The organism is Methanomicrobium sp. W14, assembly GCF_017875315.1.
Classification (GTDB): domain Archaea; phylum Halobacteriota; class Methanomicrobia; order Methanomicrobiales; family Methanomicrobiaceae; genus Methanomicrobium.
Genome location: NZ_JAGGMM010000002.1, coordinates 588,096 through 610,092 on the forward strand (window position 1 = coordinate 588,096; position 21,997 = coordinate 610,092).

Annotated in this window: 22 protein-coding genes; 17 read left to right on the top strand and 5 right to left on the bottom strand. The window is 42.6% G+C overall.

Going from position 1 to position 21,997, the window contains the following annotated elements; genetic code table 11:
* Positions 1-18: 18 nt before the first annotated feature.
* Both J2128_RS08725 and J2128_RS08730 read right to left on the bottom strand, forming a co-directional pair.
* Positions 19-174 carry a hypothetical protein gene (locus J2128_RS08725; RefSeq protein ID WP_209690735.1) on the bottom strand — a complete coding sequence of 52 codons (156 nt, stop codon included), beginning with the start codon at positions 172-174 and terminating at the stop codon, positions 19-21.
* A 190-nt stretch (positions 175-364) separates the two neighbouring features.
* Positions 365-1,258 (bottom strand): hypothetical protein, encoded by an 894-nt coding sequence (locus tag J2128_RS08730; protein WP_209690736.1) that lies wholly within the window; start codon positions 1,256-1,258, stop codon positions 365-367.
* Between the two features lie 188 nt (positions 1,259-1,446).
* Here J2128_RS08730 and mptA point away from each other — a divergent pair, with 188 nt between their 5' ends.
* The 8 genes from mptA to J2128_RS08770 all read left to right on the top strand — a co-directional run bounded on the left by mptA (position 1,447) and on the right by J2128_RS08770 (position 8,656).
* Positions 1,447-2,385, top strand: coding sequence for a GTP cyclohydrolase MptA (gene mptA, locus J2128_RS08735; protein WP_209690737.1), 939 nt, complete (start codon positions 1,447-1,449; stop codon positions 2,383-2,385).
* Between the two features lie 269 nt (positions 2,386-2,654).
* The gene (gene frhA, locus J2128_RS08740) at positions 2,655-4,025 is read left to right on the top strand and encodes a coenzyme F420 hydrogenase subunit alpha (RefSeq protein ID WP_209690738.1); all 1,371 of its coding nucleotides are present in this window, start codon (positions 2,655-2,657) and stop codon (positions 4,023-4,025) included.
* Positions 4,026-4,036: 11 nt separating this feature from the next.
* Entirely contained in the window at positions 4,037-4,585 is a 549-nt protein-coding gene (gene frhD / locus J2128_RS08745; RefSeq protein WP_209690739.1) for a coenzyme F420-reducing hydrogenase, FrhD protein, read from the top strand.
* The gene (frhG, locus tag J2128_RS08750) at positions 4,530-5,480 is read left to right on the top strand and encodes a coenzyme F420 hydrogenase subunit gamma (protein ID WP_209690740.1); all 951 of its coding nucleotides are present in this window, start codon (positions 4,530-4,532) and stop codon (positions 5,478-5,480) included. The genes frhD and frhG overlap by 56 nt, the downstream gene beginning before the upstream one ends.
* Before the next feature lies 1 nt (position 5,481).
* Complete coding sequence (frhB, locus tag J2128_RS08755; RefSeq protein ID WP_209690741.1) at positions 5,482-6,345, top strand: coenzyme F420 hydrogenase subunit beta; 864 nt, start codon at positions 5,482-5,484, stop codon at positions 6,343-6,345.
* A 183-nt stretch (positions 6,346-6,528) separates the two neighbouring features.
* Complete coding sequence (locus J2128_RS08760) at positions 6,529-6,915, top strand: response regulator (RefSeq protein ID WP_348632385.1); 387 nt, start codon at positions 6,529-6,531, stop codon at positions 6,913-6,915.
* A 1-nt stretch (position 6,916) separates the two neighbouring features.
* Positions 6,917-7,519, top strand: a complete 603-nt coding sequence (locus J2128_RS08765; protein ID WP_348632386.1) for a chemotaxis protein CheC — start codon at positions 6,917-6,919, stop codon at positions 7,517-7,519.
* 30 nt (positions 7,520-7,549) lie between these two features.
* Positions 7,550-8,656, top strand: coding sequence for a PAS domain-containing sensor histidine kinase (locus J2128_RS08770; RefSeq protein WP_209690743.1), 1,107 nt, complete (start codon positions 7,550-7,552; stop codon positions 8,654-8,656).
* Between the two features lie 65 nt (positions 8,657-8,721).
* Here the strand turns inward: J2128_RS08770 and J2128_RS08775 are convergent, their stop codons facing one another.
* Positions 8,722-9,204 (bottom strand): DUF2124 family protein, encoded by a 483-nt coding sequence (locus tag J2128_RS08775; protein ID WP_209690744.1) that lies wholly within the window; start codon positions 9,202-9,204, stop codon positions 8,722-8,724.
* A gap of 122 nt (positions 9,205-9,326) precedes the next feature.
* Between J2128_RS08775 and J2128_RS08780 the strand changes: the two genes are divergently transcribed.
* Positions 9,327-10,913 carry a GAF domain-containing sensor histidine kinase gene (locus J2128_RS08780; protein WP_209690745.1) on the top strand — a complete coding sequence of 529 codons (1,587 nt, stop codon included), beginning with the start codon at positions 9,327-9,329 and terminating at the stop codon, positions 10,911-10,913.
* A 21-nt stretch (positions 10,914-10,934) separates the two neighbouring features.
* On the opposite strand, the gene J2128_RS08785 is transcribed toward J2128_RS08780, so the two are convergent.
* Complete coding sequence (locus tag J2128_RS08785; protein WP_209690746.1) at positions 10,935-12,125, bottom strand: cation:proton antiporter; 1,191 nt, start codon at positions 12,123-12,125, stop codon at positions 10,935-10,937.
* Between the two features lie 203 nt (positions 12,126-12,328).
* Here J2128_RS08785 and J2128_RS08790 point away from each other — a divergent pair, with 203 nt between their 5' ends.
* Complete coding sequence (locus J2128_RS08790) at positions 12,329-12,913, top strand: archaellin/type IV pilin N-terminal domain-containing protein (RefSeq protein ID WP_209690747.1); 585 nt, start codon at positions 12,329-12,331, stop codon at positions 12,911-12,913.
* A 35-nt stretch (positions 12,914-12,948) separates the two neighbouring features.
* Here the strand turns inward: J2128_RS08790 and J2128_RS08795 are convergent, their stop codons facing one another.
* Positions 12,949-13,605 carry a hypothetical protein gene (locus J2128_RS08795; protein WP_209690748.1) on the bottom strand — a complete coding sequence of 219 codons (657 nt, stop codon included), beginning with the start codon at positions 13,603-13,605 and terminating at the stop codon, positions 12,949-12,951.
* Positions 13,606-13,773: 168 nt separating this feature from the next.
* Here J2128_RS08795 and J2128_RS08800 point away from each other — a divergent pair, with 168 nt between their 5' ends.
* The 7 genes from J2128_RS08800 (at position 13,774) to J2128_RS08830 (ending at position 21,978) form a co-directional block, all read left to right on the top strand.
* Positions 13,774-14,787: an AI-2E family transporter gene (locus J2128_RS08800; RefSeq protein WP_209690749.1), complete on the top strand. Its 1,014-nt coding sequence runs from the start codon at positions 13,774-13,776 to the stop codon at positions 14,785-14,787.
* A 158-nt stretch (positions 14,788-14,945) separates the two neighbouring features.
* Positions 14,946-15,125: an MFS transporter permease gene (locus J2128_RS08805; protein ID WP_209690750.1), complete on the top strand. Its 180-nt coding sequence runs from the start codon at positions 14,946-14,948 to the stop codon at positions 15,123-15,125.
* A gap of 113 nt (positions 15,126-15,238) precedes the next feature.
* Positions 15,239-17,806: a PAS domain S-box protein gene (locus tag J2128_RS08810; RefSeq protein ID WP_209690751.1), complete on the top strand. Its 2,568-nt coding sequence runs from the start codon at positions 15,239-15,241 to the stop codon at positions 17,804-17,806.
* Between the two features lie 150 nt (positions 17,807-17,956).
* On the top strand, positions 17,957-18,853 hold the full coding sequence (gene pdxS, locus J2128_RS08815; protein ID WP_209690752.1) for a pyridoxal 5'-phosphate synthase lyase subunit PdxS: 897 nt from the start codon (positions 17,957-17,959) through the stop codon (positions 18,851-18,853).
* A complete protein-coding gene (pdxT, locus tag J2128_RS08820) occupies positions 18,843-19,430 on the top strand; it encodes a pyridoxal 5'-phosphate synthase glutaminase subunit PdxT (protein WP_209690753.1) in 588 nt (195 codons plus the stop codon). The genes pdxS and pdxT overlap by 11 nt, the downstream gene beginning before the upstream one ends.
* Positions 19,431-19,581: 151 nt before the next feature.
* Positions 19,582-19,998, top strand: a complete 417-nt coding sequence (locus J2128_RS08825) for a MarR family winged helix-turn-helix transcriptional regulator (protein ID WP_209690754.1) — start codon at positions 19,582-19,584, stop codon at positions 19,996-19,998.
* Between the two features lie 21 nt (positions 19,999-20,019).
* The gene (locus J2128_RS08830) at positions 20,020-21,978 is read left to right on the top strand and encodes a cation-translocating P-type ATPase (RefSeq protein WP_209690755.1); all 1,959 of its coding nucleotides are present in this window, start codon (positions 20,020-20,022) and stop codon (positions 21,976-21,978) included.
* The last annotated feature ends 19 nt before the right edge of the window (positions 21,979-21,997 follow it).

Consider the following 21,997-nt stretch of genomic DNA (forward strand, 5'->3'; position numbering starts at 1 on the left):
AATGAAAATTGTTGGGTTTTAGTTGTTTTTGTTCTCTTTTACGTTTTCGTGGCCTGCTTTTGAGGCCGGGCATTTTGTCTCCGTGTGACAGTGCCTGCACATCTCTATTGTGCAGTGCTCGCCTGTACATGGCCCTTTTTTATCTTTTGCTTTCTTTATGTCTTCGGCAGTCATTGATGATTCTTGTCTCCTGCTGCAATATTTTCCTTTTGAAGGGAAATCAAGTGCAGTCACTGCAAGTGATAATTTTAGACTTCAAAATAAATGTATTTTTCCAAAAAAAGGGTATTTAGTTACTGAATTGACAACCATAATAATTTAACCTGCAGAATTCTAAAGTGATGAAATTTTTATATCCTTATATTCATTTTGTCTTACCTGACAGCATTTTTTCCCTGAGCAGCTCGCCTGACCAGGCTTTTGAAATCATTTTTTTTATTTCGTCCCCGGTGGAATTGAGGTAATCCTCCTTTTTGCGTGCAGCAAATGGAAAAGATTTGTGCAGGCGGCTGATGCAGGTTTCATCTATTTTCAGTGCTGAGAGCAGTCCCTGGTCTATCATGTCACATGCAAACTCCTGGCATTGCACTTTTCCGTCAAGAATTCTTCCTGCCGATTCGGCAAAATTTTTGAGATACTCTGAAAGACTCATCTCAAGGAATGTCCATGCACAGGATATGTCTTTGGCATTAAGGCAGAAAAGATTCTCATCTGATGACCCTATACCTTTTGCATATACCGATATCAGGTTTTTATACTTTTCGTCCGGAAAATCTCCTGAAAAACCGTTTCCTATTCCATAATATGCCCTGAATTTTCTGCCGGCAAGGTATTCTTCTCTTAGTCGTTTTCCTCCGTACTGTGTAAACAATGTAAAGACAGCCGGTTTATGGGCATGCGAAATGTCCAGAATGTCAAGAGCGGGAGATGCCGCATCTGCCAGAATAAGAGATTTGTCTCCTGCTGCCATGTATTTTTTAAGGTATCTGCTGTATATTCCGGGAACTATTTCTGCCGGAAGGGCGGTCGCAACTATGTCTGAAGCTCTTGCAGCATCTACCATAGGGTAAACCTCAAATCCGTCCTTTGATGCTCTCTCCCAGCTTTTTCCCGGTCTGACTCCGACAATAACATCAAGTCCCGAATCGCGCAGGTTAAATAAGTGCGAGCGTGCCGTTTCATCATATCCGATGACCGATATTTTGTATTCGCCTGAGGAACTCGGGCTTTTTTTGCACTGAATATCGTTTTCTGTCATATGTTTACCGTTTTTTCTAATGTAATTATGATTTTGTGAAATGAGTATAACTTCATAAATCTTATATTTGTGATTAAAAATACGTACACAGACCAAATAGAAATATGTGCTATCTTTCTGTCATGCCATAAGGTTATGGTGTCCTTAAGGCATCCGGGAAACATTGCACCCTGTAAGAGGTTTATTCAATGGAGTTACCTGATACTCAGTCCACTTTGCCTGATGTCCGCATCAACCTGACAAGAGTTGGAGTGAAAAACGTAAAGAAGTTAGTTGAAGTGACACGGGCCGGAAAAAGACCTGTGATATTCATATCAAATTTTGACGTATTTGTTGATCTTCCGAGTAGTCTTAAAGGTGCAAATATGTCACGCAATTTTGAGGTTATTGATGAAGTTTTACAACAGACTGTTCAGGGCAAGGTTGAAGGCATAGAGGATGTCTGCAACTCTGTTGCAAGAAAACTTCTTGACCATCACGAGTATGCTGACAGGACGGAAGTAAGGATGAAGAGCACGTTTATGGTGCGCCGTCAGACCCCTGTGTCAAAAACCGAATGCGACGAGGTTGTAAAGGTCGTTGCAAGTGCGATAGCCCAGCGCAACGAGAAAAATCCCATTGTCAGGAAAAGCATCGGTGCAGAAGTCACGGGAATAACCGCATGTCCGTGCGCACAGAATATCATGAAGGAAATAGCTTCAAACAAGCTTCGCGAACTTGGAATTGAAGAGGAAAAGATAGATGCCTTCCTGTCGGAAGTTCCTATGGCGACTCACAACCAGCGCGGTAAGGGATTTCTCTGCATAGAGACCGATGACGATCAGCGTGTGAATCTTGAGAGGATTATCTCTATTCTCAAGGAGTCGATGAGCGCCAATATATATGAGCTCCTGAAACGCGGAGATGAAAGCCATGTTGTTTTCCAGGCCCACAAGAATGCACGTTTTGTCGAGGACTGCGTACGTGAGATGGCAAAAATGGTTCTGACCGAGTTTTCTTTTCTCCCTGGTGATTCGCTGATAAAAATTCGGCAGACCAACGAAGAGAGTATTCATCAGCACGATGCGTATGCCGAAAGAAAGGCGACAATCGCGGAACTTCGGGCGGAACTTAAAGAAAATGCCTGAAAATACAAAAAACCTTTTTATAAGAGTTTGTTTTTATTTTTAACCAGATATCTTTCTTCATTGTTGTCTTTTGATGTGTAATTATTATTACAAACGAATATACTCGTAGCAACATTGCAAATCAACAACGAAAGCTATTTTTAAAGAAACAACTGAAATTAGAAATTAGCGTACTGAATTTTGGTTCAGGTACGTGTGTTGCAATAAAACAATGTGTGTTTACACCAGTATAGACAATTGAACAAAAACTTATAAATGAGGCGATTAATTTGTCGAAAGTTGTAGAGGTTTCCCCAACCACAAGGCATGAGGGTCACACGAAACTTGTCCTTAAGGTAAATGATGAGGGCATAATAGAACGTGGTGACTGGCTCAGTATCACACCTGTGAGGGGTATCGAGAAACTTGCAATTGGAAAAAGTATGCATCAGGCACCAAAGATTTCCTCACGTGTCTGTGGTATCTGTCCTGTTGCACATACTCTTGCAGGTATAGAGGCAATGGAGGGTTCCATCGGCTGTGAAATTCCTGACGATGCGTATCTTCTGCGTGTAATTCTGCAGTGTGCAAACAGGCTGCACAGCCATGCACTGCACAATATTCTTACACTGCCGGACATGTACCTTCCCGGAACAGATACACATATAAACCCGTTCTCGGCCGAAGAACCTGTACGCAGTGTAGCACTGCGTATTCAGAGACTTCGTGAGATAGGTCAGACTGTTGGCGAGATTGCAGGCGGCGAGCCGATTCACCCGTCAAACCCGAGAATTGGTGGAATGTACAAGAACATTTCTCCGCGTGCAAAGGCAAAGATCTATGATCTTGCAAAGGAAGGAGCAGTTCTTGCACGTGAGCAGATGGATTTCATGATAACAGTCCTGAAGGACTGGGAAAACCGCCCCACAGCGTCAGTTGCAAGCGGATATGAAGTTGAAAAGAACGAAAAGTTCGGATTCCACGACCAGGGATACATGGCAGTAGACCCGCTCTACGCAAGTACAAACCTTGATGCAGATCCAAAGTGGTACCCTGAGCGCTGGACAGAAGTAAGGCCCTGGGACTGGTACATGGGTGAGCAGGAGATAACACTTGATGACCCGAACTATCCAAACCACGCCACAACACCTGCGGGTGCAAAGGCATGGCCTCAGATGGAAGCATGTACTGCAGTTCCGATGTACGACGGAGCGCCAATAGAGGTAGGTCCGCGTGCACGTCTTGCAATATTCCGCAACTATGACAAAAAGGGTGCAATGGGACTTCAGATTGCACGTCAGATGGAATATCCTGACTGCTTATACAGCATGATGGAGGCAGTGGATGCTCTTGATACATCAGGGTCTGTTGTTGCAGATGAAATCCCGCAGGGTGACGGCTCACTTGGATGGGCTGCAAACGAAGCTCCGCGTGGAACTGATGTACACCTTGCAAAGGTAAAGGACGGACGTGTCCAGTGGTACTCGCTTCTTGTACCGACTACATGGAACTTCCCTGTATGCAGCCGTGCACTTGAGGGTGCACCGTGGCAGCTTGCCGAAGTTATTGTTCGTGCCTACGACCCGTGTGTGTCATGCGCTACACACATGATGGTGGTCGATGAAGAGAAGAAGGTAGTGGCCCAGAAGCTTGTTCAGTGAGTGTATTGTTGATGTCTGACTGGTATGCTGAAAATATGATTGTAGGGTGCGGAAACCCCCTGCAGACAGATGACGGATTCGGTCCGGCAGTAATTGCCGAGCTGAAAAAAATATCTCTTCCTGACAATGTCAAGGTAATGGACGCAGGGCTTGCGGGTCCCCATTATCTGTTCACGCTTATGGCCCAGTCGGATATGCCTGTGAAAAAACTGGTTATAATCGATATAATGGACTTTGGCGGGCAGCCGGGAGAGATAACAAAAGCAACTCCCGATCTGCTGTCTCCCGGGGCATACACAGACCCTCATTCATGGGGACTAAAGGAACCCCTTCAGGTTCTTTCTGAAAGAACGGAGATTGTAATATTAGGATGCCAGCCGAAAAGCATTGACATATCCCAGATCGGTAACGAGTCTGATGACGCTGATTTCTGGGTCACTGAGAGCGTTAGAAAGGCCATTCCGAAGGCTGTGCAGTTGGCACTTGCCGAAGTAGGGGTGGATTATGGGACTACTATCACGTCTCAAAGAGATCTTCACGGGGAGTCAGCAGGCCTCTGAAAAGAAGCCGGAAGCTGTTGCGGATATAAAAAGACCTGTAACAGCATCAAAACCAGCTAAAAAACCCGAGGATGTGAAGGTTGAACAAAAACAGGATGGAAAAAATAAGGAGGATAAGCCTGTGGTAAACAAAATTACCGTTGGACACGTTCATATGTCCGGATGTACCGGATGTCTTGTGTCCCTTGCAGATAACTATGCGGGGCTCTTCAAGATTCTGGACGACTACGCAGACCTTGTATACTGCCTGACACTTGCAGATGTAAGGCACATTCCAGAGATGGATGTTGCACTTGTAGAAGGTTCGGTATGTCTCCAGGACGAGTGTTCCGTAAGAGAGATTAAAGAAACCAGGGAAAAAGCAAAAGTTGTTGTTGCCCTTGGTGGATGTGCAGCTTATGGAAATATAACAAGATTCTGCCGCGGTGGTCAGTGGAACCAGCCCCAGCAAGAGTCCTTTGTGCCAATCGGCGACCTGATTGATGTGGATCTTTATCTCCCGTCATGTCCGCCGGGTGCGGAAGCGATAAGAAATGTCTGTGTTATGGCATACCTGCTTTTGCAGGGCAATGATGACCAGAAGGCACTTGCGGCTGCATACTTAAAACCGCTCATGGATCTTGCAAAACGCGGAACAGAAGCCTGTGGCTGTGACTTAATGGTTGATGTCATAAACCAGGGTCTGTGCATGGGATGCGGTACATGTGCGGCAAGCTGCCCTGTACGTGCAATCACAATCGAATACGGCAGACCTAACATCAACCGTGACATGTGCATAAAATGCGGTGCATGTTACGCACAGTGCCCGCGCAGCTTCTTCAACTTCGATGTTATGAACCAGTTTGAGGGCATTACCGAAGCTATTGACGGTGCAATGGGTAAAGGAGGTCAGTAAAATGGTACTCGGAAATTATAAGACAGCACTTTCTGCACGTTCTACAGATGCAGACATTCTTAAATGCTCCCAGGACGGAGGAGTTGTAACACAGCTCTTTGCATACGCTCTTGAAGAAGGCATTATAGACGGAGCGATTGTTGCAGGTCCGGGAGACGAACCGTTCAAGCCTGAACCTGTTGTAGCAATGTCTAAGGAGGAGCTTCTTGCAGCACGCGGTACCAGATACACAATAAGCCCGAACATGAAGCTCATCAAAGAGGCAACACGTTCGTATGGTCTTGACAAGGTAGGTATTGTGGGCACTCCGTGCCAGATGCAGGCATTAAGAAAAGCGCAGCTTTACCCAATGGGAATGCGCAGCGTTCCTGACAAAATTGCACTTGCAATCGGTATCTTCTGCATGGAGAACTTCCCCTATCAGGGCCTTGAAACCATTGTTGAGGACCACTGCAATGTAAAGATGGAGTCCGCAGTAAAGATGGATATCGGAAAGGGCAAATTTACTGTTTATACCGAACGCGGAGCCGTTTCCCAGATCCCGCTTAAAGAGACACACAAATATGAGCAGCCAGGCTGCCACGTATGCCTTGACTATGTAGCAAATCTTTCAGATATTTCTACAGGTTCTGTGGGAAGCCCTGACGGGTGGAGCACTGTCTTTGTCCGCACAAAGAAGGGAGATGACATCTGGTCCAAGGCAATTACAGCAGGGTGCTTTGAGACAAAGGACATTGCAAGCGTAAAGCCCGGTCTTGACCTTGTCACAAAACTTGCAACAGGCAAGATTGACAAGAACAAAAAGACACTTGAAGAGCGTGCAACCTTTGGTGTCGGAAAGGGTCTCAGGAACCCCTATATCTAAATTTTTTGTTTTTTTAATTTGTCGGCCCTTTAAGAGCTGTTTCAATTTTAAATGACTTTTTCTGTCTTTGGCCGGATAAGTTATTCATAGTATAAGCTGTTTTTTTCAGGCGTTATTCCGTAATGACTTAAATAAGTCAATAAGGTAAATTTAGTTTGAAAATAATATATGTACCAGAAATTTTTGGTAGTTGATGTTTTTATGGCGTTAATTCTTGTTACTGACGATTCAGCGTTTCAGAGAAAAATTATATCCTCAGTGCTTGAAGACGGGGGCTATGAACTGGTAGAAGCTTCAAACGGAAGGGAAGCCTTAATACTGGCAGGTGAGAAAAAACCTGATCTTATCCTTCTTGACCTTTTAATGCCTGATATGGATGGTTTCCAGTTTATGAAAGCCGCACATAAAAAAGGAATCGAAACACCGGTTGTTGTTCTGACCTCGGATATCCAGAACACGACAAGGGATATGTGTCTGAAACTTGGTGCGTCGGGTTTTGTAAACAAACCTGTTGAAAAGAGTAAACTTATTCCTGTAATAGATGAGGTATTGTCAGGCCGGGGACGGTGATGTGGTGGCAGAACATATCAGTGAAGAAGATGTAGACGCAATAAAGGAGATCCTTAATATCGGAATAGGCCGCTCAGCCCAGATGCTGAACAATATTACAAAGTCGCACATTCTGCTGAGTATTCCGCAGGTAAAAATATACAATGCAAAAACCCTTCAGAAAGGTGTCGACAATTATCTGGATGAAAACTCTGCGACAGTGAAACTTGAGTTCAGCGGTGTTTTTTCAGGCATTACAGCCGTTGCTTTCCCAAAGGACAGTGCAACAAAGCTTGTCATGGTGATAACCGGTGAAGAAGCTGAACTTCCTGAACTTGACAGTATAAGGATTGAGACCTTAAAAGAGGTTGGAAATATTATAATCAACGGAGTAATGGGGTCGATAAGCAATTTCTTAAGTACTCATCTTGATTATACGCTTCCTCTCTATGAAGAGGGCTCCATAATAGACATGCTGAAATCAGGAAAAAAAGTCTACGATGAACAGATAATCATGGCTGTAGCATGTTTTAAAATAAAAGACCTGGACATAGAAGGCAACATCTTTATGATCCTGGAAATAGGATCGATGAAAATTCTTTTGAAAGATATAAGAAATATGTGAGATTGTTGGGATTTTCCAAGAGATTAAATAATGAATGCCGAAGAATATTTCAGGATCACTGATAATTTTCCAGTCGGGGTATTTGCAGTCGACAGTGATTACAGAATTATCTTCTGGAATAAGCTTCTTGAAGAGTGGACAGGTAAAAATTTAAATGAAGTCAGGCAGAAATGCCTGTTCGAGCTTTATCCTTCTCTTCGTGATGGTCTGTTTCGTGAAAGAACAGAGTATGTTCTTGCCGGAGGTCCGCCTGCAATATTCTCATCACAGCTTCACAGATCGGTTATTCCTGTATATCTTCCGTCAGGAGAGCCCCGAATTCAGACGACGGCAGTACTGTCATTTGTTGCCGGTTCCACAAATTATGCGGTTGTCGTAATTGAGGATGTGACAGACCTTAAAAGAGAGGTGTTTGCTTACCGGAAAATGAAGGACAATGCAATAGATTCCCTGAATGAACGTATTAAAGCTGAAAAGGAGACATTAAGGGCAAATGAAGAGGCAAACCTTTACCTTGACATCATGTCGCATGATATTGCAAATGTCAATACTCTTGTTTACGGCTATTCAACCCTTCTTGAGGAGGCTAAAGACAAAACTGTATGCGATTACTCAAAGCGCATTTCGGTTGCATCCATGAGAAGCACGGAGATAATAAACTCTGTCTCTACCATACGCAAAATAAGGGAGTATAAACCTGAGCTTTTTCCCGTTTCGCTTTCATGTGCAGTTAAAGAGGGAGTTCTTCATTATGGAGATATCAGCCTGGATATTTTCAAAGGCGACTTTTTAGTAATGGCCGACGACCTCCTGCCCGAGATATTTGTCAATCTTGTCGGAAACAGCCTTAAATACGGGGACAAAAATGTCAGTATTGCCATATCCGTAAGAGAGTCCGGTGACAGCGTAAATGTCTGTGTCTGTGACGACGGTCCGGGAATACCTGATGATATTAAGCCTGACATCTGTGGAAGATTTCGGCGCGGCAAAGACAGAAAAGAACAGGGAAGTGGTCTCGGGCTTTATATTGTCAGTATGCTCGCCGAAAGGTATGGAAGCAGAATCAATATTACAGACAGTTTTTCCGGGCGCAAAAACCCCGGCACCAGAATATGCTTTAGTCTCAAAAAGGGGTAGTATTAATTTCTGAAGCCGGCACGGATATTTGTATCATTGCTGCGGGCTTTTTTAAATTTGAATTATTATTTCCTGTAAACCTTTACAGGGTCCACCTTTGTATCTATCATTATATCAAAATCAAGTTTTTCTGCCCATTTCTCCTCTTCAAAAATGCTCATAAAGCAAATCCCTGCTCTTTTTGCGTTATATTTGGATATAGTCTTCAGGGCATCATCTGCTGAAACAGGGACATTCTGCATGGCAAGGCCACCCATCAGAACTATAACTGCAGGCGCCAGTTTTTCGGCCTTTTCAGTCATCTGTGCGCCTATGCCGTCAATAATTTTTATTTCTCTCGCGTCCTTTTCGTTCAGGAAAGGTACAAATGCAGTTTTAACCGGAAGTTTTCTCAGGGCATACGAAATAAGCTCGGCAAACGGCTGGCAGGTACCGGGGCATCCGTAGAATACTATCTGGCTGTTTTCAGGTAGTTTCTGTTCTTCGACGTATTTCTTAAATGACCGCAAAATTCCCGGAACACCTTTTAAAGTTTCAGTATTTTTCATAATTCTTTTTTAGGAGCAAATAAGAGATAAAACATTCCTTTTTTGACGCCAGAGGTTTGATCATTGAACAAGCGTGATAAATAATGATTTATATGAAAAATTAAAAGATCTAAATGCTTTATATGACATGTGTTCTTGAGGGTGAAAGCAGTTTTTTGAATATGCTTGATGATCTCGGTCTTGCGTTTTTAAATGTAGACTGCAATCACAATGTAATCTTTTCAGGAAGGGCTTTTAGTCAATTTGCCAGAAATAATGAATTTGAGTGCGGAATCTCTTTGTATTCTGAGGAGATAGGTATTTTCAACAGGTCTGATTTCAGACCGGTTGTGGAATCAGTTTTCCTGACAGGTATTCCTGTGAAGCAGAAAATAATTGAATTTATGGATAAAAATCACAAAAATGTCCATATTTCTGCGGAATTTCATCCCCTGTCCTCGTGTGACAACTGCGTTAAATCGGTTATTATCCATATTAAGGATGATACCGGAGAAATAAATGCATATAATCATATATGCGAGCTGAACCGGAGGCTTCACGCGATAAATGAAATAATGTCCATCTCTTCGTCGTCAAAAAACCCTTCAGAAATCATACGGACTGCCGTGAAAAAAACGGTGGAATTCTTTAATTTTGATGCAGGAGCATTTTACTGCCTGAACATGGACAAAACCGAAGCAAAAATACTGGACAGTTATGGTTTTTTCGACATGTATCTTCCGGATGTAATCTCAAAGTCCTGTGAATTTTACCCTTATAAGCAGGTCTACCTGAAGGAAAAACCATTCTATTCCGAACAATACATGGACGCTCCGCATGAAAAAAGTGAATTAGGTGTTTTTTCACTGGGCTGTGTTCCGGTAATGGCGGGAAAAGAGATTATCGGGTCGCTGAACGTTGCGACGACCAGCTTTCATAAGTTTACGACAGCAGAGAAGGAGACTCTTGAGGCTTTGGGACGCCAGATTGGAGGAGTGATGCACCTTGCAGCCCTTCAGAAGGATTTGGAGTGTGCAAATGAAAACGCCAATCTGTATCTTGATATAATGATGCACGACATCAACAATGCAAATCTTATAAGTTCAGGTTATCTTGAACTGCTGGCTAAATCCGGGTCTGAAAGTTCAGAATTTGCAATAAAAGCGCTTACGGGAATAAACCAGAGTATGAATATTATCCGCAATGTCTCGGTTATAAGAGAGATTCAAAGTCATAATCCCGTGCTTTCCAACGTGAGTCTGGATTTCGTAATATCCCGGGAAATTGAAAACTTCAGTAATCTTGATATCAGATATTCCGGTTCCGGAGACTTTGTTCTATGTGACGGTCTTTTATCTGAGGTATTTATAAATCTCTTTGGTAACAGCGTCAAATTCGGTGGAGACAACGTCATAATAGAAATTGAGGCAAATTCAGCGGATGATCAGGTTGAGATAAGCGTATCCGATAACGGCCCCGGGATTTCGGACGATATTAAACCAGTTGTTTTTGACAGGTTTTTCAGGGGAAGAGAGACTAAAAGCGGAAAAGGGCTGGGTCTTTTTATAGTCCGTATGATTCTTGAAAGATATGGAAGTGAAATTTCCATATCCGACAGAATTCCCGGGAGACCCTCCTGCGGGGTAAAGTTTTCATTTACACTGATGAAGGGTGACTGCGTAGACAACATTTCCTGCCGGGGGGAAGAGTTTAAACAGGAAATGTTATAATCGGGTAAATATCTGTTTTTTTTAAAAATCACACTCCCTGACCTCTTTTTTATAGATCCAGTTTCTGAAGATTATTGGTGTTATTATTGTAGTAATAAGACTCATAAGAACAATTGAAACGTAAATTTCCTGGCCTATAAGTGCCAGATTAAGTCCCATGAGCGCTACAATCATTGCAACCTCTCCCCGGGGGGACATTCCGAACCCTATTGCGAGTGAATCCTTATTGCTGTAGCCCATAATCCTTGCAGGAACTGCACATCCGACGAGTTTTGTGATAACAGCAAGTACTGTAAGAGCTACCAGAAACAAAATGGCAGTTTCCGTCATAACGGAAATGTCCACCAGAATTCCAAGGGACACGAAGAATATCGATGCAAATATTATATACAGGTATTCTGCACCTTCTTCTATATCCTTGCTGTGTTTCAGTTTTATTCCGTTGAATGACACTCCTGCAATAAAAGCACCTATTATTGCTGATATTCCAACGTATTCCGAGAGAGTTGCATAAAGGAATGCAATCATAACTGCAAAAATGAATACAAATTCGGGGTGTCTTTTTGCGATTTTTGTCCCGTCTATTTTCTCTATCCATTTTGATATGAAGAATATCCCGAAGGCGCCTGCAGCTGCCAGAAATACTACCTGCTTTATGATAGTGATTGAAATGCCTGTAAGGGTAAAAGATCCCGATGCAATGTCAGATGTTACTGATAGTGCCAGAAGACTTAATACGTCATCTATTACTGCAGCGCCTATTATAGCCTTTGCAGCACCAGTGTTCAAAAGACACATCTCACGAAGGACGTTTGCAGTTATTGCAATACTGGTTGCGGTAAGGGCAGTTCCGATGAAAAGAGAGCTTGTATAGTCAAATCCAAATGATATTGCAAGAAGATAGCCTCCTATCCATGGAATAACAACTCCGGAAAAACCAATTATTCCGAATTTGAGGTTTCCTATCTCTTTTATACTGAATTCAAATCCTATTACGAACATAAGAATTACGGCACCGAGGCTTGCAATGCTCTGGACAAAATCGGTATATGTTATGAGACCAAGAAAACTCGGGCCGACCAGAAGGCCTATTAGTATCTCACCTACTACTGCCGACTGGTTAATCTTTGATGCGAGAAGATATCCTCCTAAAGCTACGAAAAGCAGAAGACTCATCTGAAATTCTATTGACGGAAATACGCCTATACTCATTATTTTTATTATTCGGTCTTTCTGTATATATCAGTTCTTTGAGTAATATATGACTATAAAAATAAAGATACGATATTGTTATTGCCCTGAAAACCAGATATTATGAAAGAATGAAATACCCTGATGGGCAGATTATCCGGTTACAGATTTTCATATTTTTAGAAAGAATTAATTTTTAATTCAACGTTTCTGAAGTGGTGCTGATGGGAAATAAAGATGAAAACAGTGGTTTTACCGGTCTTGAAGCTGCTTTAATTCTTATTGCCTTTGTCGTGGTTGCGTCCGTTTTTTCATACGTCATCTTAAATGCAGGTTTTTTTGCAGTGCAGAAATCCCAGCAGGTCATATATTCGGCTGTTGAGCAAAGTTCTTCTGTTGTTATTGCAGGTGACACCGTAAAGGGCCTGAAAAATTCGACTACCGGAAAGATTGACAGAATAATATTCAGTCTCTCCGCGCCTTATGCACTTCTTGACGTTAATCTTAACAGCACTTCTGTCAGTTTTATGACCGATTCTCTTTTAAAAAAGATTGATAAGGCAAGTCCTTTGTATAATTCATCGGAACCGTCTCCCGGTACATGGAGTATAATATCAAATACCGGAGGGCCCTCATCGGGTACAGTATTATCAACAGGTAAATCCGCGAGCCTTATGATAAACCTTCCACCTGACGCCCAGATATCACCGGGAGATAATTTCAGGGTAAATGTCCTGTTGACTCCTGGCCCTTCTGTTGCCATAGACAAAAAAGCGCCGGCAGGTTTTGATGATACTGTCGTTATGTGATTTTGGCAGCAAAATAATTCATTGAGGTTGTTTTCTCAGACGTATTGTCTTAGAATCACAATCCCAAGAATTAACGATACCACCAGACTTACAAGTGCAATCTGCATTGATCCGTCGTTTCTTTTGTATATCCTGTTTAGCTCGTCATCTCTTGATTTTATAAGCCTTGAGAGTTCCTTTAACTTGTCTGCGACATGGTCAGTATCGTCTCTTTTTAAAAATATTGTAATATCATTTAAGATATTGCGTTCCAGGGGGGGGAGATCGGAAAATGGTGTCTGGATGTCATTTTCTGAAATTATCCGGTCAAGTATCTTCTTCCATTCCAGAATTTCATTTTCGGTTGTCGACTGGGGAAGAACCTTTTCATCTTTTGATATTAGCGCAATAAGGTACTCCCGGAGGTACCTGGAAAGCCCGTAACGGTAATTGAGGTCATCATCGCTGAGGCCGGCAACTGCTTCGTATATATTTTCTATGTCTTCAAGTGTTTTAATCGATTCAAGCTGAAAGCCTTCAGTCAGACTTCTGAAAAATCTGGCTTTGAACCTTTTTTCCTGCCTGATGTCGTCTCTGTCGCGTATTCTTCCTGATTTACGTTTTTTTACTGCTATGAGGGCTGTCACCATTATAATGAGATATACCAGAAATACTGCAGCAAGCAATGCGGGAAAAGGCAATGATATGTTCATAAAATCCTCCAGGTATTAATTTTTGTTGATAGACTGATATATTCTTATTTAAATTAATCCGAAATATTAATGTGCCCAAAATAATATCTCATGTTGTATTTATCCGCAGTTTTTTTTATATAGGATTTTGCGGTATTATTTTATGTTAAAAGGAGTATTTTTACATAAATGGATGAATCAGACAGAATAACCCTGGGTGTTGTAGCGCTGATATTTATACTGTCTTTTTTTGCATTCCGTGAGTTTTTAGGTGTTATTATCGTATCATGCTCATTTGCCGTGGTTCTTATGCCTTTACAAAGGTATATTTCCAGGTTTATGAAGCCCGGCTATTCTTCCGTCATAATCACGATTTTGGTTGGTTTTCTGGTGATCCTTGCTTTTTACGTGACTATTATCGTAATTTATCAGAATGCTGAGTATACCGCCGGAATGATAAATTCAATAACCGAATGGGTTAATTCGAAACTTTTTGCTGAAATGTCGGGATTTATGGGTACACCTTCTGATCTGTTTTCTGATTTTTTTTCCGACATATTCTCTTCCTTAAAGGACGATGCATTTGATATTGTTACGATGGTCCCTCTGGTAGTTGTAAAAGTAATGATATTCTTTCTGTCGATTTTTCTGTTTCTTATGTATGGTTCTGATATTTACAGGGAAATTTGGGGTATTATACCGCAGAAGTCGGTAAAGGATATGCTTATACTGAAGAACAGCGTGACCGACATGCTTTATGCGATATTTAATGTTCACGTAACCGTAGCCGTTTTTGTATTTGTATTGTCATTCCCTGTATTTTATGTCCTTGGCTACGGTCACATTTTGTTTTATGCGGTTATTTCCGGAATACTTGCTTTAATACCAATTTTCGGCCCCGTATTCCTGATAATTTTCCTTGCACTTTTTGCTGTTTCAATATCTGACTGGCGTGGTCTTTTTATCATATTTCTCGTAGCATGGCCGTTTTTGTGTGCCATACCTGACTGGTGGATGAGGCCGGTTCTTATGGGAAAGAGAGCAAGTGCAAATGCAGTTCTTATGTTTATTGCATTCTTCGGAGGTATTGCAGTTATGGGAATTCTTGGGTTTATCATGGGACCTATATTTATTGCACTTATGATTGCAGGATACAGGATAATTATTGAAAAATACGGGGAAAAAGAGAACTTTAGCAGATAACCTTAGCTTTTTAGAGTTTGACATTTTAAAAGGCGTTTTGCTTTCTTTATAAACCACAACCATTTAATAATATTCAGGATATTTTCTTTGTATAAGTGATTTGCAATTAAAACTGCAGAAAAACTTGAATTGTGAAACTTAAAATTATGGTGATTAATATGGACTGGCTTGGAACTATTGCATTATTATTGGGAGTAATTTTGATTATTCTTGGAATCGGTATGACATTTCATATAGCTATTGTAGAACTAGTCATGACGTCTTTTATGGGTGTCATTGCGATAATATTCGGGCTGATTCTAGCAGTCGGCGGTGCAATGATAGTCCGCGGTGAATAATAAATTACTTAAACATTTTATAAATCCGGCAATATCTGAATTAATTGCCTGCTGTCTGTATTACGGGGATGCAGAGATTTGAAAAATAGATCAGGGTTTTGGGAGAATTTACATTGATAAGGGTTTTGCATGTCGACGATGACCCTTCACTTGTTGAGATTGCAAAGATTTTCCTTGAAAAAGACGGGGATATTCTTGTAAAAACGGCATTTTCCGGTTCTAATGCGCTTGAAATCCTAAAGGGTGAGTCTTTCGATGCTATAGTATCTGATTATGAAATGCCCGCTCTGAACGGGATTGAATTTCTGAAAAGGCTTCGTGCTGAAAAAAATGACACACCTTTCATTATTTTCAGCGGAAGAGGTCGCGAGGACGTTTTAATTGATGCTATAAACAACGGAGCTGACTTCTACCTTCAGAAAGGTGGCAGGCCGAAATCGCAGTTTGCCGAACTTAAAAATATGATCCTGCAGTCTGTAAAAAGAAAGACTGCCGAGTCTGCTCTCCGTGACAGTGAAGAGCGTTACAGGGCTGTCGTTGAAAGCCAGACCGAGCTTATATGCAGGTTTTTGCCTGACGGGACTCTGAAATTTGCAAATGATGCATTCTGCCGTTATTACGGACTAAATCCCAGAGATTACCCCGGGAAAAAATTTGTTTCCGGTGATTTGTCCATTGGTAGTATGATTAGGGAACACCTCAAAAAACTGTCGCCAGGTTCTCCGTATGGTGATATTGAGCATGAGTTTGTCATGTCAGGCGGTGAAGTCCGCTGGCAGAACTGGACAGACAGGGCTTTTTTTGATAAGAACGGCAATATTATTGAATACCAGTCTGTCGGAAGGGATGTTACCGAAGAACGGTTCATGAAGCAGTCTCTTCAGGAGAAGGTCAATTACGTTTCGGCACTGATGGACACAATACCTGCACCCGTATTCTACAGGGATACAAAAGGTGTTTATTACGACTGCAACCGTGCCTTTGAAGACCTTGTCGGTCTTTCCAGGAAAGATATTATAGGCAAAAACATTTATGATTTCTTTGATAAAGACCTTGCTGACCTTTATTCGGGAAAAGACCGTGAAATTATCGAAAATCCGCATATCCAGCAGTATGAAAATGAGATAAATAATTCAAAGGGGGAAAGGATAGACGTTTTGTTTTCAAAGACTGCAAGATTTCGTGCCAACTGGACTGTTGATGGTATTGTAGGGGTAATTTTTGATATCAGCAACCGTAAAAAGATGGAAAACGAAATTGTCGAAGAGATAAATTTTATCCAGGCTCTAAAGGACAGCATACCGGCACCTGTTTTCTACAGGGACAGGGAAGGAATATATCATGACTGCAACCGCGCCTTTGAAGACCTTGTCGGTCTTTCCAAGAAAGATATTATAGGCAAAAACATTTATGATTTCTTCGATAAAGACCTTGCAGACGTCTATTCAAAAAAAGACCGGGAGATAATTGAGAATCCCCATGTCCAGCGCTATGAATATGCAATAAATAATTCAAACGGTGATATAATTGATGTTTTGTTCTCCAAAACCGCCCTATTTAGTGCAGACGGAACCGTTTCCGGTGTAGTCGGTGTGATTCTTGACATAAGCGACAGAAAAAAGATGGAGCGTGCTCTTAGGGAGAGTGAAGAGAAGTTCAGGACGCTAGCTGATTATACGTATGACTGGGAGTCATGGATAGGTCCTGACGGTAATATGATCTATATGTCCCCTTCCTGTTTCAGAATTACCGGATATCCTGTAAAGGATTTTTTATCGGACACTGTTCTGATGATGAAAAAAATTGTTCATCCTGATGATCTCGAAATGGTCCTCGACCATTACAGGAACATTTCCGAGGCGGACAAAAGCATAAAACATTTTGATTTCAGGATATTTACCGCCTCAGGAGAGATGAAATGGATAAGCCATTACTGCCAGCCCGTTTATCATGATGACGGCAGGTGGGCAGGGAGGCGTGAGACCAAAAGAGACATCACACTTAGAAAGGAATACGAAGACAGGCTGTCCAAACTGAATGAAAAACTGAATCTCCTTTCCAGCGTGACGAGACATGATGTTTTAAATCAGGTGACTGCACTTAACGGTTATATTGAGCTTCTGAAAGAACCTGAGAGTTATGACTCTTCTGTCACCGGCGTGCTTGAGAAAATCGAGATGATAACGTCTACGATAAAGCACCAGATCTTATTTACCAAGGATTATCAGGAGACAGGAATTCATTCTCCGTCGTGGCAGAACCTTTTTGAGGTGTTTAATATTTCAAAGAGTATGTTTGACACGGGGAGTCTTTTATTTGAGGTAAATGTCGACTCTAATCTTGAAATTTACGCCGACCCGCTGTTAGGCAAGGTCTTCTACAATTTTATTGACAATTCTGTAAGACATGGCGGACAAAACCTGTCAATTCTGCGTCTTTCTTCAGTACGGGAGGAAAAAAGCCTTAAGATAATATATGAGGACAACGGTGAGGGAATTCTTCAGGAGAATAAAAAAAGAATATTTCTTAAAGGGTTCGGGGAAAATACAGGTTATGGTCTCTTTCTGATACAGTACGTGCTTTCGATAACCGGTCTTTTAATAGAGGAATGCGGGGATTACGGAAAAGGTGTCAGATTTGAAATAACCGTTCCGGAAGGAAAATTCAAAAATTCATGTTAAATATTATATAATATCTTTATTAGTCCGTTTTGTGGGGTATTGTCATTTGAATTTTTTGCCTTTCTTGTTTTCTTATACCCGGGTGCTTTTGCATTGAATTGTCTTTTGCTTGAAACGTTTTTATTGCCTATTATTGGCAATTAATAAAGTATGAATTTTGAAGAACTCAGGCACGGGACTGAGCTTATAAAAAGAGGTTTTGCATCCATGCAGAAAGGCGGGGTAATCATGGATGTGGTAAACGCGAACCAGGCACGTATTGCCGAATCTTCGGGTGCCGTAGCTGTCATGGCTCTTGAAAGGGTGCCTGCGGACATAAGAAAGGCAGGAGGGGTTGCAAGGATGGCCGATGTCTCTATAGTCGAGGAGATAATTGATGCGGTTTCGATTCCTGTAATGGGGAAAGCGAGAATCGGTCATTTTGTTGAGGCGCAGGTCTTGGAGTCGGCAGGAGTCGATATGATAGATGAAAGCGAGGTTCTGACTCCTGCTGACGAGGAATTTCACATTGACAAGACGAAGTTTACTGTTCCGTTTGTCTGCGGCGCCAGAAACCTTGGTGAAGCCTGCAGGCGCATCAGTGAGGGTGCTGCAATGATAAGGACAAAAGGTGAAGCCGGGACAGGAAATGTTGTTGAAGCAGTGAGGCATATGAGGGCTATCTCCGGTGCAATACGGTCTCTTGAAGGTATGGATGCGCAGGAACTCATGGCGTATGCAAGAAAAATAGAAGCACCGTTTGATATCGTCTGTGAGTGTGCAAAATTAAAGCGTCTTCCTGTTGTAAACTTCTCGGCCGGAGGCATTGCGACACCTTCCGATGCGGCACTGATGATGCAGCTTGGCGCAGACGGTGTTTTCGTTGGTTCAGGTATTTTCAAGTCCCAGAACCCTGAAAAGATGGCCGCTGCGATTGTTGAGGCTGTAAACAACTACAACGACCCCGAGGTCATTGCAAAGGCAAGCAAAAATCTCGGCGAGGCGATGCCGGGCCTTGACGTTCATTCCCTTAAAGAGGATGAGGTGCTCTCAGTCCGTGGGAATTAAAATAGGTGTCCTTGCGCTCCAGGGCGATGTCAGTGAGCATATACGCTCCTTTGAGTCGGCCCTTGAAAACCTGGGCGTTTCAGGAGGTTCAAATGTTTTTGAACTCCGCAGTAAAGAAGCCATTTCAGGATGCGATGCCTTGGTCCTTCCGGGCGGAGAATCTACGACAATATCCTGTCTTATCGACAAAAACGGCATGAGGGAGGTTCTGGCAAATTTCAGGGGCGGATTTTTTGCTACATGCGCCGGTTTGGTTATTCTTGCCAAATCGACTGATGACGACCGTGTGAGGTCTCTCGGTGTTTTTGATGTCTCTGTCGGAAGAAATGCATTCGGAAGGCAGAGGGAATCATTTGAGGTGCCTCTTGATATAGACGGGCTGGATAAGCCTTTCAATGCCGTATTTATACGCGCACCCGTGGTTTTGTCACATGGGCCGGGCGTGTCCGTGCTTTCAAAAACGCCTTTCGGCGTTGTTGCGGTAAGACATGGAAAACATATGGCGTTTTCATTCCATCCTGAACTTACACCGGATTTGCGCCTTCATGAGATGTTTTTGGCAAATCTTATGAATTAATCATTTTTCTGGAAATTTCTAACCGGCAACAGATCCGGTTTCAGTTGTATAATATCTGTTAAGTTATCTATTTTCGTTTAGGAAGATTTATTTAGATTATCAAACAATCTAAAAAGCATATAGTTTGAGTTTCAAAATATTTGGTGATCAAATGAATGACATCGAGGAACTTAATGAAAACCTTATGGAATTTTTCGACAGGTTTTCATCGTGGGAGAACTCCGTAATTCAGCAGGGATCGGTAAACGTTGCAGGAGCCCATGCGATTGAAAAACTGGGGCATAACGGCAGCATGAGCATGAAGGATCTTTCAAAGGAACTTGGAGTTACAACCGGAACGACTACAGTCACAGTTGACAGGCTTGAAAAAGGCGGGTATGCAGTCCGTGACCGTCCTGAAAATGATCGCAGGTCATATATTATCAGGCTTACTGAAAAAGGAGATGAGGCTTACAGGGTTCACCACAGCCACCACTTGAACCTGGCAGAGGAAATTGCTTCTGTTTTGTCAGACGAGGAAGTCCTGGCATTTATTGAGATTTTGAAGAAGGTAAATCCTGAAATATAAAGTTTTTCGGAGTTTTTTGAAATGGACGAAACAGGAGGCAACAAAAGCCGTCACCATGAGTGCCATGGCCATGAATGCTGTGAAAATGAAGCCTGCGGGTGCGGTCACTCTCATGGTAAAGAGTCTCATAATTCAGAATATCTCTTTCTTCTTGTGGCGGGAGTGGCCCTTTCGTTTGCAATAGCAGGGGACTATTTTGGATTTTTAGATGTTGCGGCAGTTTCAGTCTTTGCACTGTTATCTACGGCTTTTACCGGTATTCCGATAATTTACGGGGCTGTAAAGGGGCTTCTCGTAGGGCGGTCAAACGTATGCGAACTTGCAGGACTCGCGATTGCAGCGGCGGTTATTACCGGCGAATATATAGTTGCGGCAGAAGTTGGTTTCATTCTCTCAATAGGAGAAATCGCGGAAGACTATGCATACAAAAGGTCGAGACGTGACATCGAGAATCTAACGTCAAACCTTCCCAAATACGGCTACATAAAGAGGAGAGATAAATTCGAGGAGGTCCTGGTTGACGAAATTAACCCCGGTGACATTATCCTTGTCCGTCCGGGTGATGTCGTCTCATCAGACGGAAAGGTTATGTCAGGGTCTACTTCGATGGATGAGTCCTGCCTTACAGGTGAAAGTGTCCCGGTAGATAAAAACGAAGGTGACATCGTCTATTCTGGTTCGATAAACAAAAGCGGCTCCGTGCAGGTTCTGGTTACAAAGAAAGGTAAGGACTCCACCTATTCCAGAATAGTGGAACTTGTTCACGAAGCCGAAAACAGGCGTCCGCCTTCATATCCGTTCATTGAGAAGTTTGCCTCTTTGTATACCCCTCTTACCCTTATTGCCGTTGCATTGACATGGGTATTTACCGGAAGTCTTGAAAGGGCTATCACGGTTTTAATCGTGGCATGCCCGTGTGCACTTCTCCTGTCCACCCCTTCTGCCGTGATTGCTGCAATCGGTGCCGGCGCAAAGAGAGGTGTCCTTTTTAAGAGTGGAGTTTACCTGGAGGAATCAGGAAAAACAGATGCCGTTTTGTTTGACAAGACCGGAACGCTTACAACAGGAGTAATGAAAGTATCGCGAATTGTGCCTGTGGACGGATATTCCTGCGAGGAAGTCATAAAAACGGCTGTCTTTGCCGAGTACGGTATGCAGCACCCGATAGCTAAAGCTGTTGTGGCTTATGCCGCTGAAAAAGGAATTGACGTCTCCGAATACAGCCGGTCGGGGAGAACAGAAGGTCTGGGAGTCAGGGCAGACAGTGAGGGTGAGAGTGTCCTTGCAGGCAGCAGGAAATTTTTTGAAAATTCCGGTGTAAAGATATCTGAATTTGTCTTAAAAAAGACGGAGGAGATGATAAGAGACGGTATGAATCCGGTTTTAATAGGCAAAAACAGTGTTGTTACAGGTATAATCGGTGTTGAGGACTCGGTGAGAAGTGAATCGGCTTACGTTGTTGATATTCTCAGGGACATGAAAATTGCGGATATTTATGTCCTTACCGGGGACAGAAATGAGATAGCGTACTCGGTATCGGATAAGTGCGGAATTGAGAATGAAAACGTGTACTCTGAGATTACGCCGAAGGGCAAAAAAGAAATTGTTTCGTCTCTTCAGGAAAGCGGCAGGAAGGTTTGTTTTGTCGGAGACGGTGTCAATGACGGGCCTGCAATCGCCCAGGCAAATATAGGTGTCTCAATGGGATCACGCGAAAATACTGTTGCAATCGAGACTTCCCATGCTGTCATATTAAAAGACGACCTGCGTTCGCTTCTGGTTATGCTCAGGCTCGGTGCAAGGGCACTGAGGACTATCAAAGTGAACGTTGCATTTGCGGTCCTGTTTACTTTATCATTGGTCATCCTGGCGTTTTTGGGAATAATTCATCCTGTTTCGGGAGCTGTAGGTCACCAGGTGGCAACCCTTGGCGTTCTTGCAAACTCGGCTCTTTTGTCCGCAGGAATTGACAAAATATAAATCTATTTTTGACAGTTTA

Coding starts and splice junctions, on each gene's coding strand:
- J2128_RS08805 (WP_209690750.1), top strand. CDS start 14,946: ATGGACTGGCTTGGAACTATTGCATTATTATTGGGAGTAATTTTGATT.
- J2128_RS08730 (WP_209690736.1), bottom strand. CDS start 1,258: ATGACAGAAAACGATATTCAGTGCAAAAAAAGCCCGAGTTCCTCAGGC.
- J2128_RS08770 (WP_209690743.1), top strand. CDS start 7,550: ATGAATGCCGAAGAATATTTCAGGATCACTGATAATTTTCCAGTCGGG.
- mptA (WP_209690737.1), top strand. CDS start 1,447: ATGGAGTTACCTGATACTCAGTCCACTTTGCCTGATGTCCGCATCAAC.
- J2128_RS08825 (WP_209690754.1), top strand. CDS start 19,582: ATGAATGACATCGAGGAACTTAATGAAAACCTTATGGAATTTTTCGAC.
- J2128_RS08790 (WP_209690747.1), top strand. CDS start 12,329: ATGGGAAATAAAGATGAAAACAGTGGTTTTACCGGTCTTGAAGCTGCT.
- J2128_RS08780 (WP_209690745.1), top strand. CDS start 9,327: ATGACATGTGTTCTTGAGGGTGAAAGCAGTTTTTTGAATATGCTTGAT.
- frhB (WP_209690741.1), top strand. CDS start 5,482: ATGGTACTCGGAAATTATAAGACAGCACTTTCTGCACGTTCTACAGAT.
- J2128_RS08775 (WP_209690744.1), bottom strand. CDS start 9,204: ATGAAAAATACTGAAACTTTAAAAGGTGTTCCGGGAATTTTGCGGTCA.
- pdxS (WP_209690752.1), top strand. CDS start 17,957: ATGAATTTTGAAGAACTCAGGCACGGGACTGAGCTTATAAAAAGAGGT.
- J2128_RS08725 (WP_209690735.1), bottom strand. CDS start 174: ATGACTGCCGAAGACATAAAGAAAGCAAAAGATAAAAAAGGGCCATGT.
- J2128_RS08800 (WP_209690749.1), top strand. CDS start 13,774: ATGGATGAATCAGACAGAATAACCCTGGGTGTTGTAGCGCTGATATTT.
- frhG (WP_209690740.1), top strand. CDS start 4,530: ATGGGACTACTATCACGTCTCAAAGAGATCTTCACGGGGAGTCAGCAG.
- J2128_RS08795 (WP_209690748.1), bottom strand. CDS start 13,605: ATGAACATATCATTGCCTTTTCCCGCATTGCTTGCTGCAGTATTTCTG.
- J2128_RS08830 (WP_209690755.1), top strand. CDS start 20,020: ATGGACGAAACAGGAGGCAACAAAAGCCGTCACCATGAGTGCCATGGC.
- frhD (WP_209690739.1), top strand. CDS start 4,037: ATGTCTGACTGGTATGCTGAAAATATGATTGTAGGGTGCGGAAACCCC.
- J2128_RS08785 (WP_209690746.1), bottom strand. CDS start 12,125: ATGAGTATAGGCGTATTTCCGTCAATAGAATTTCAGATGAGTCTTCTG.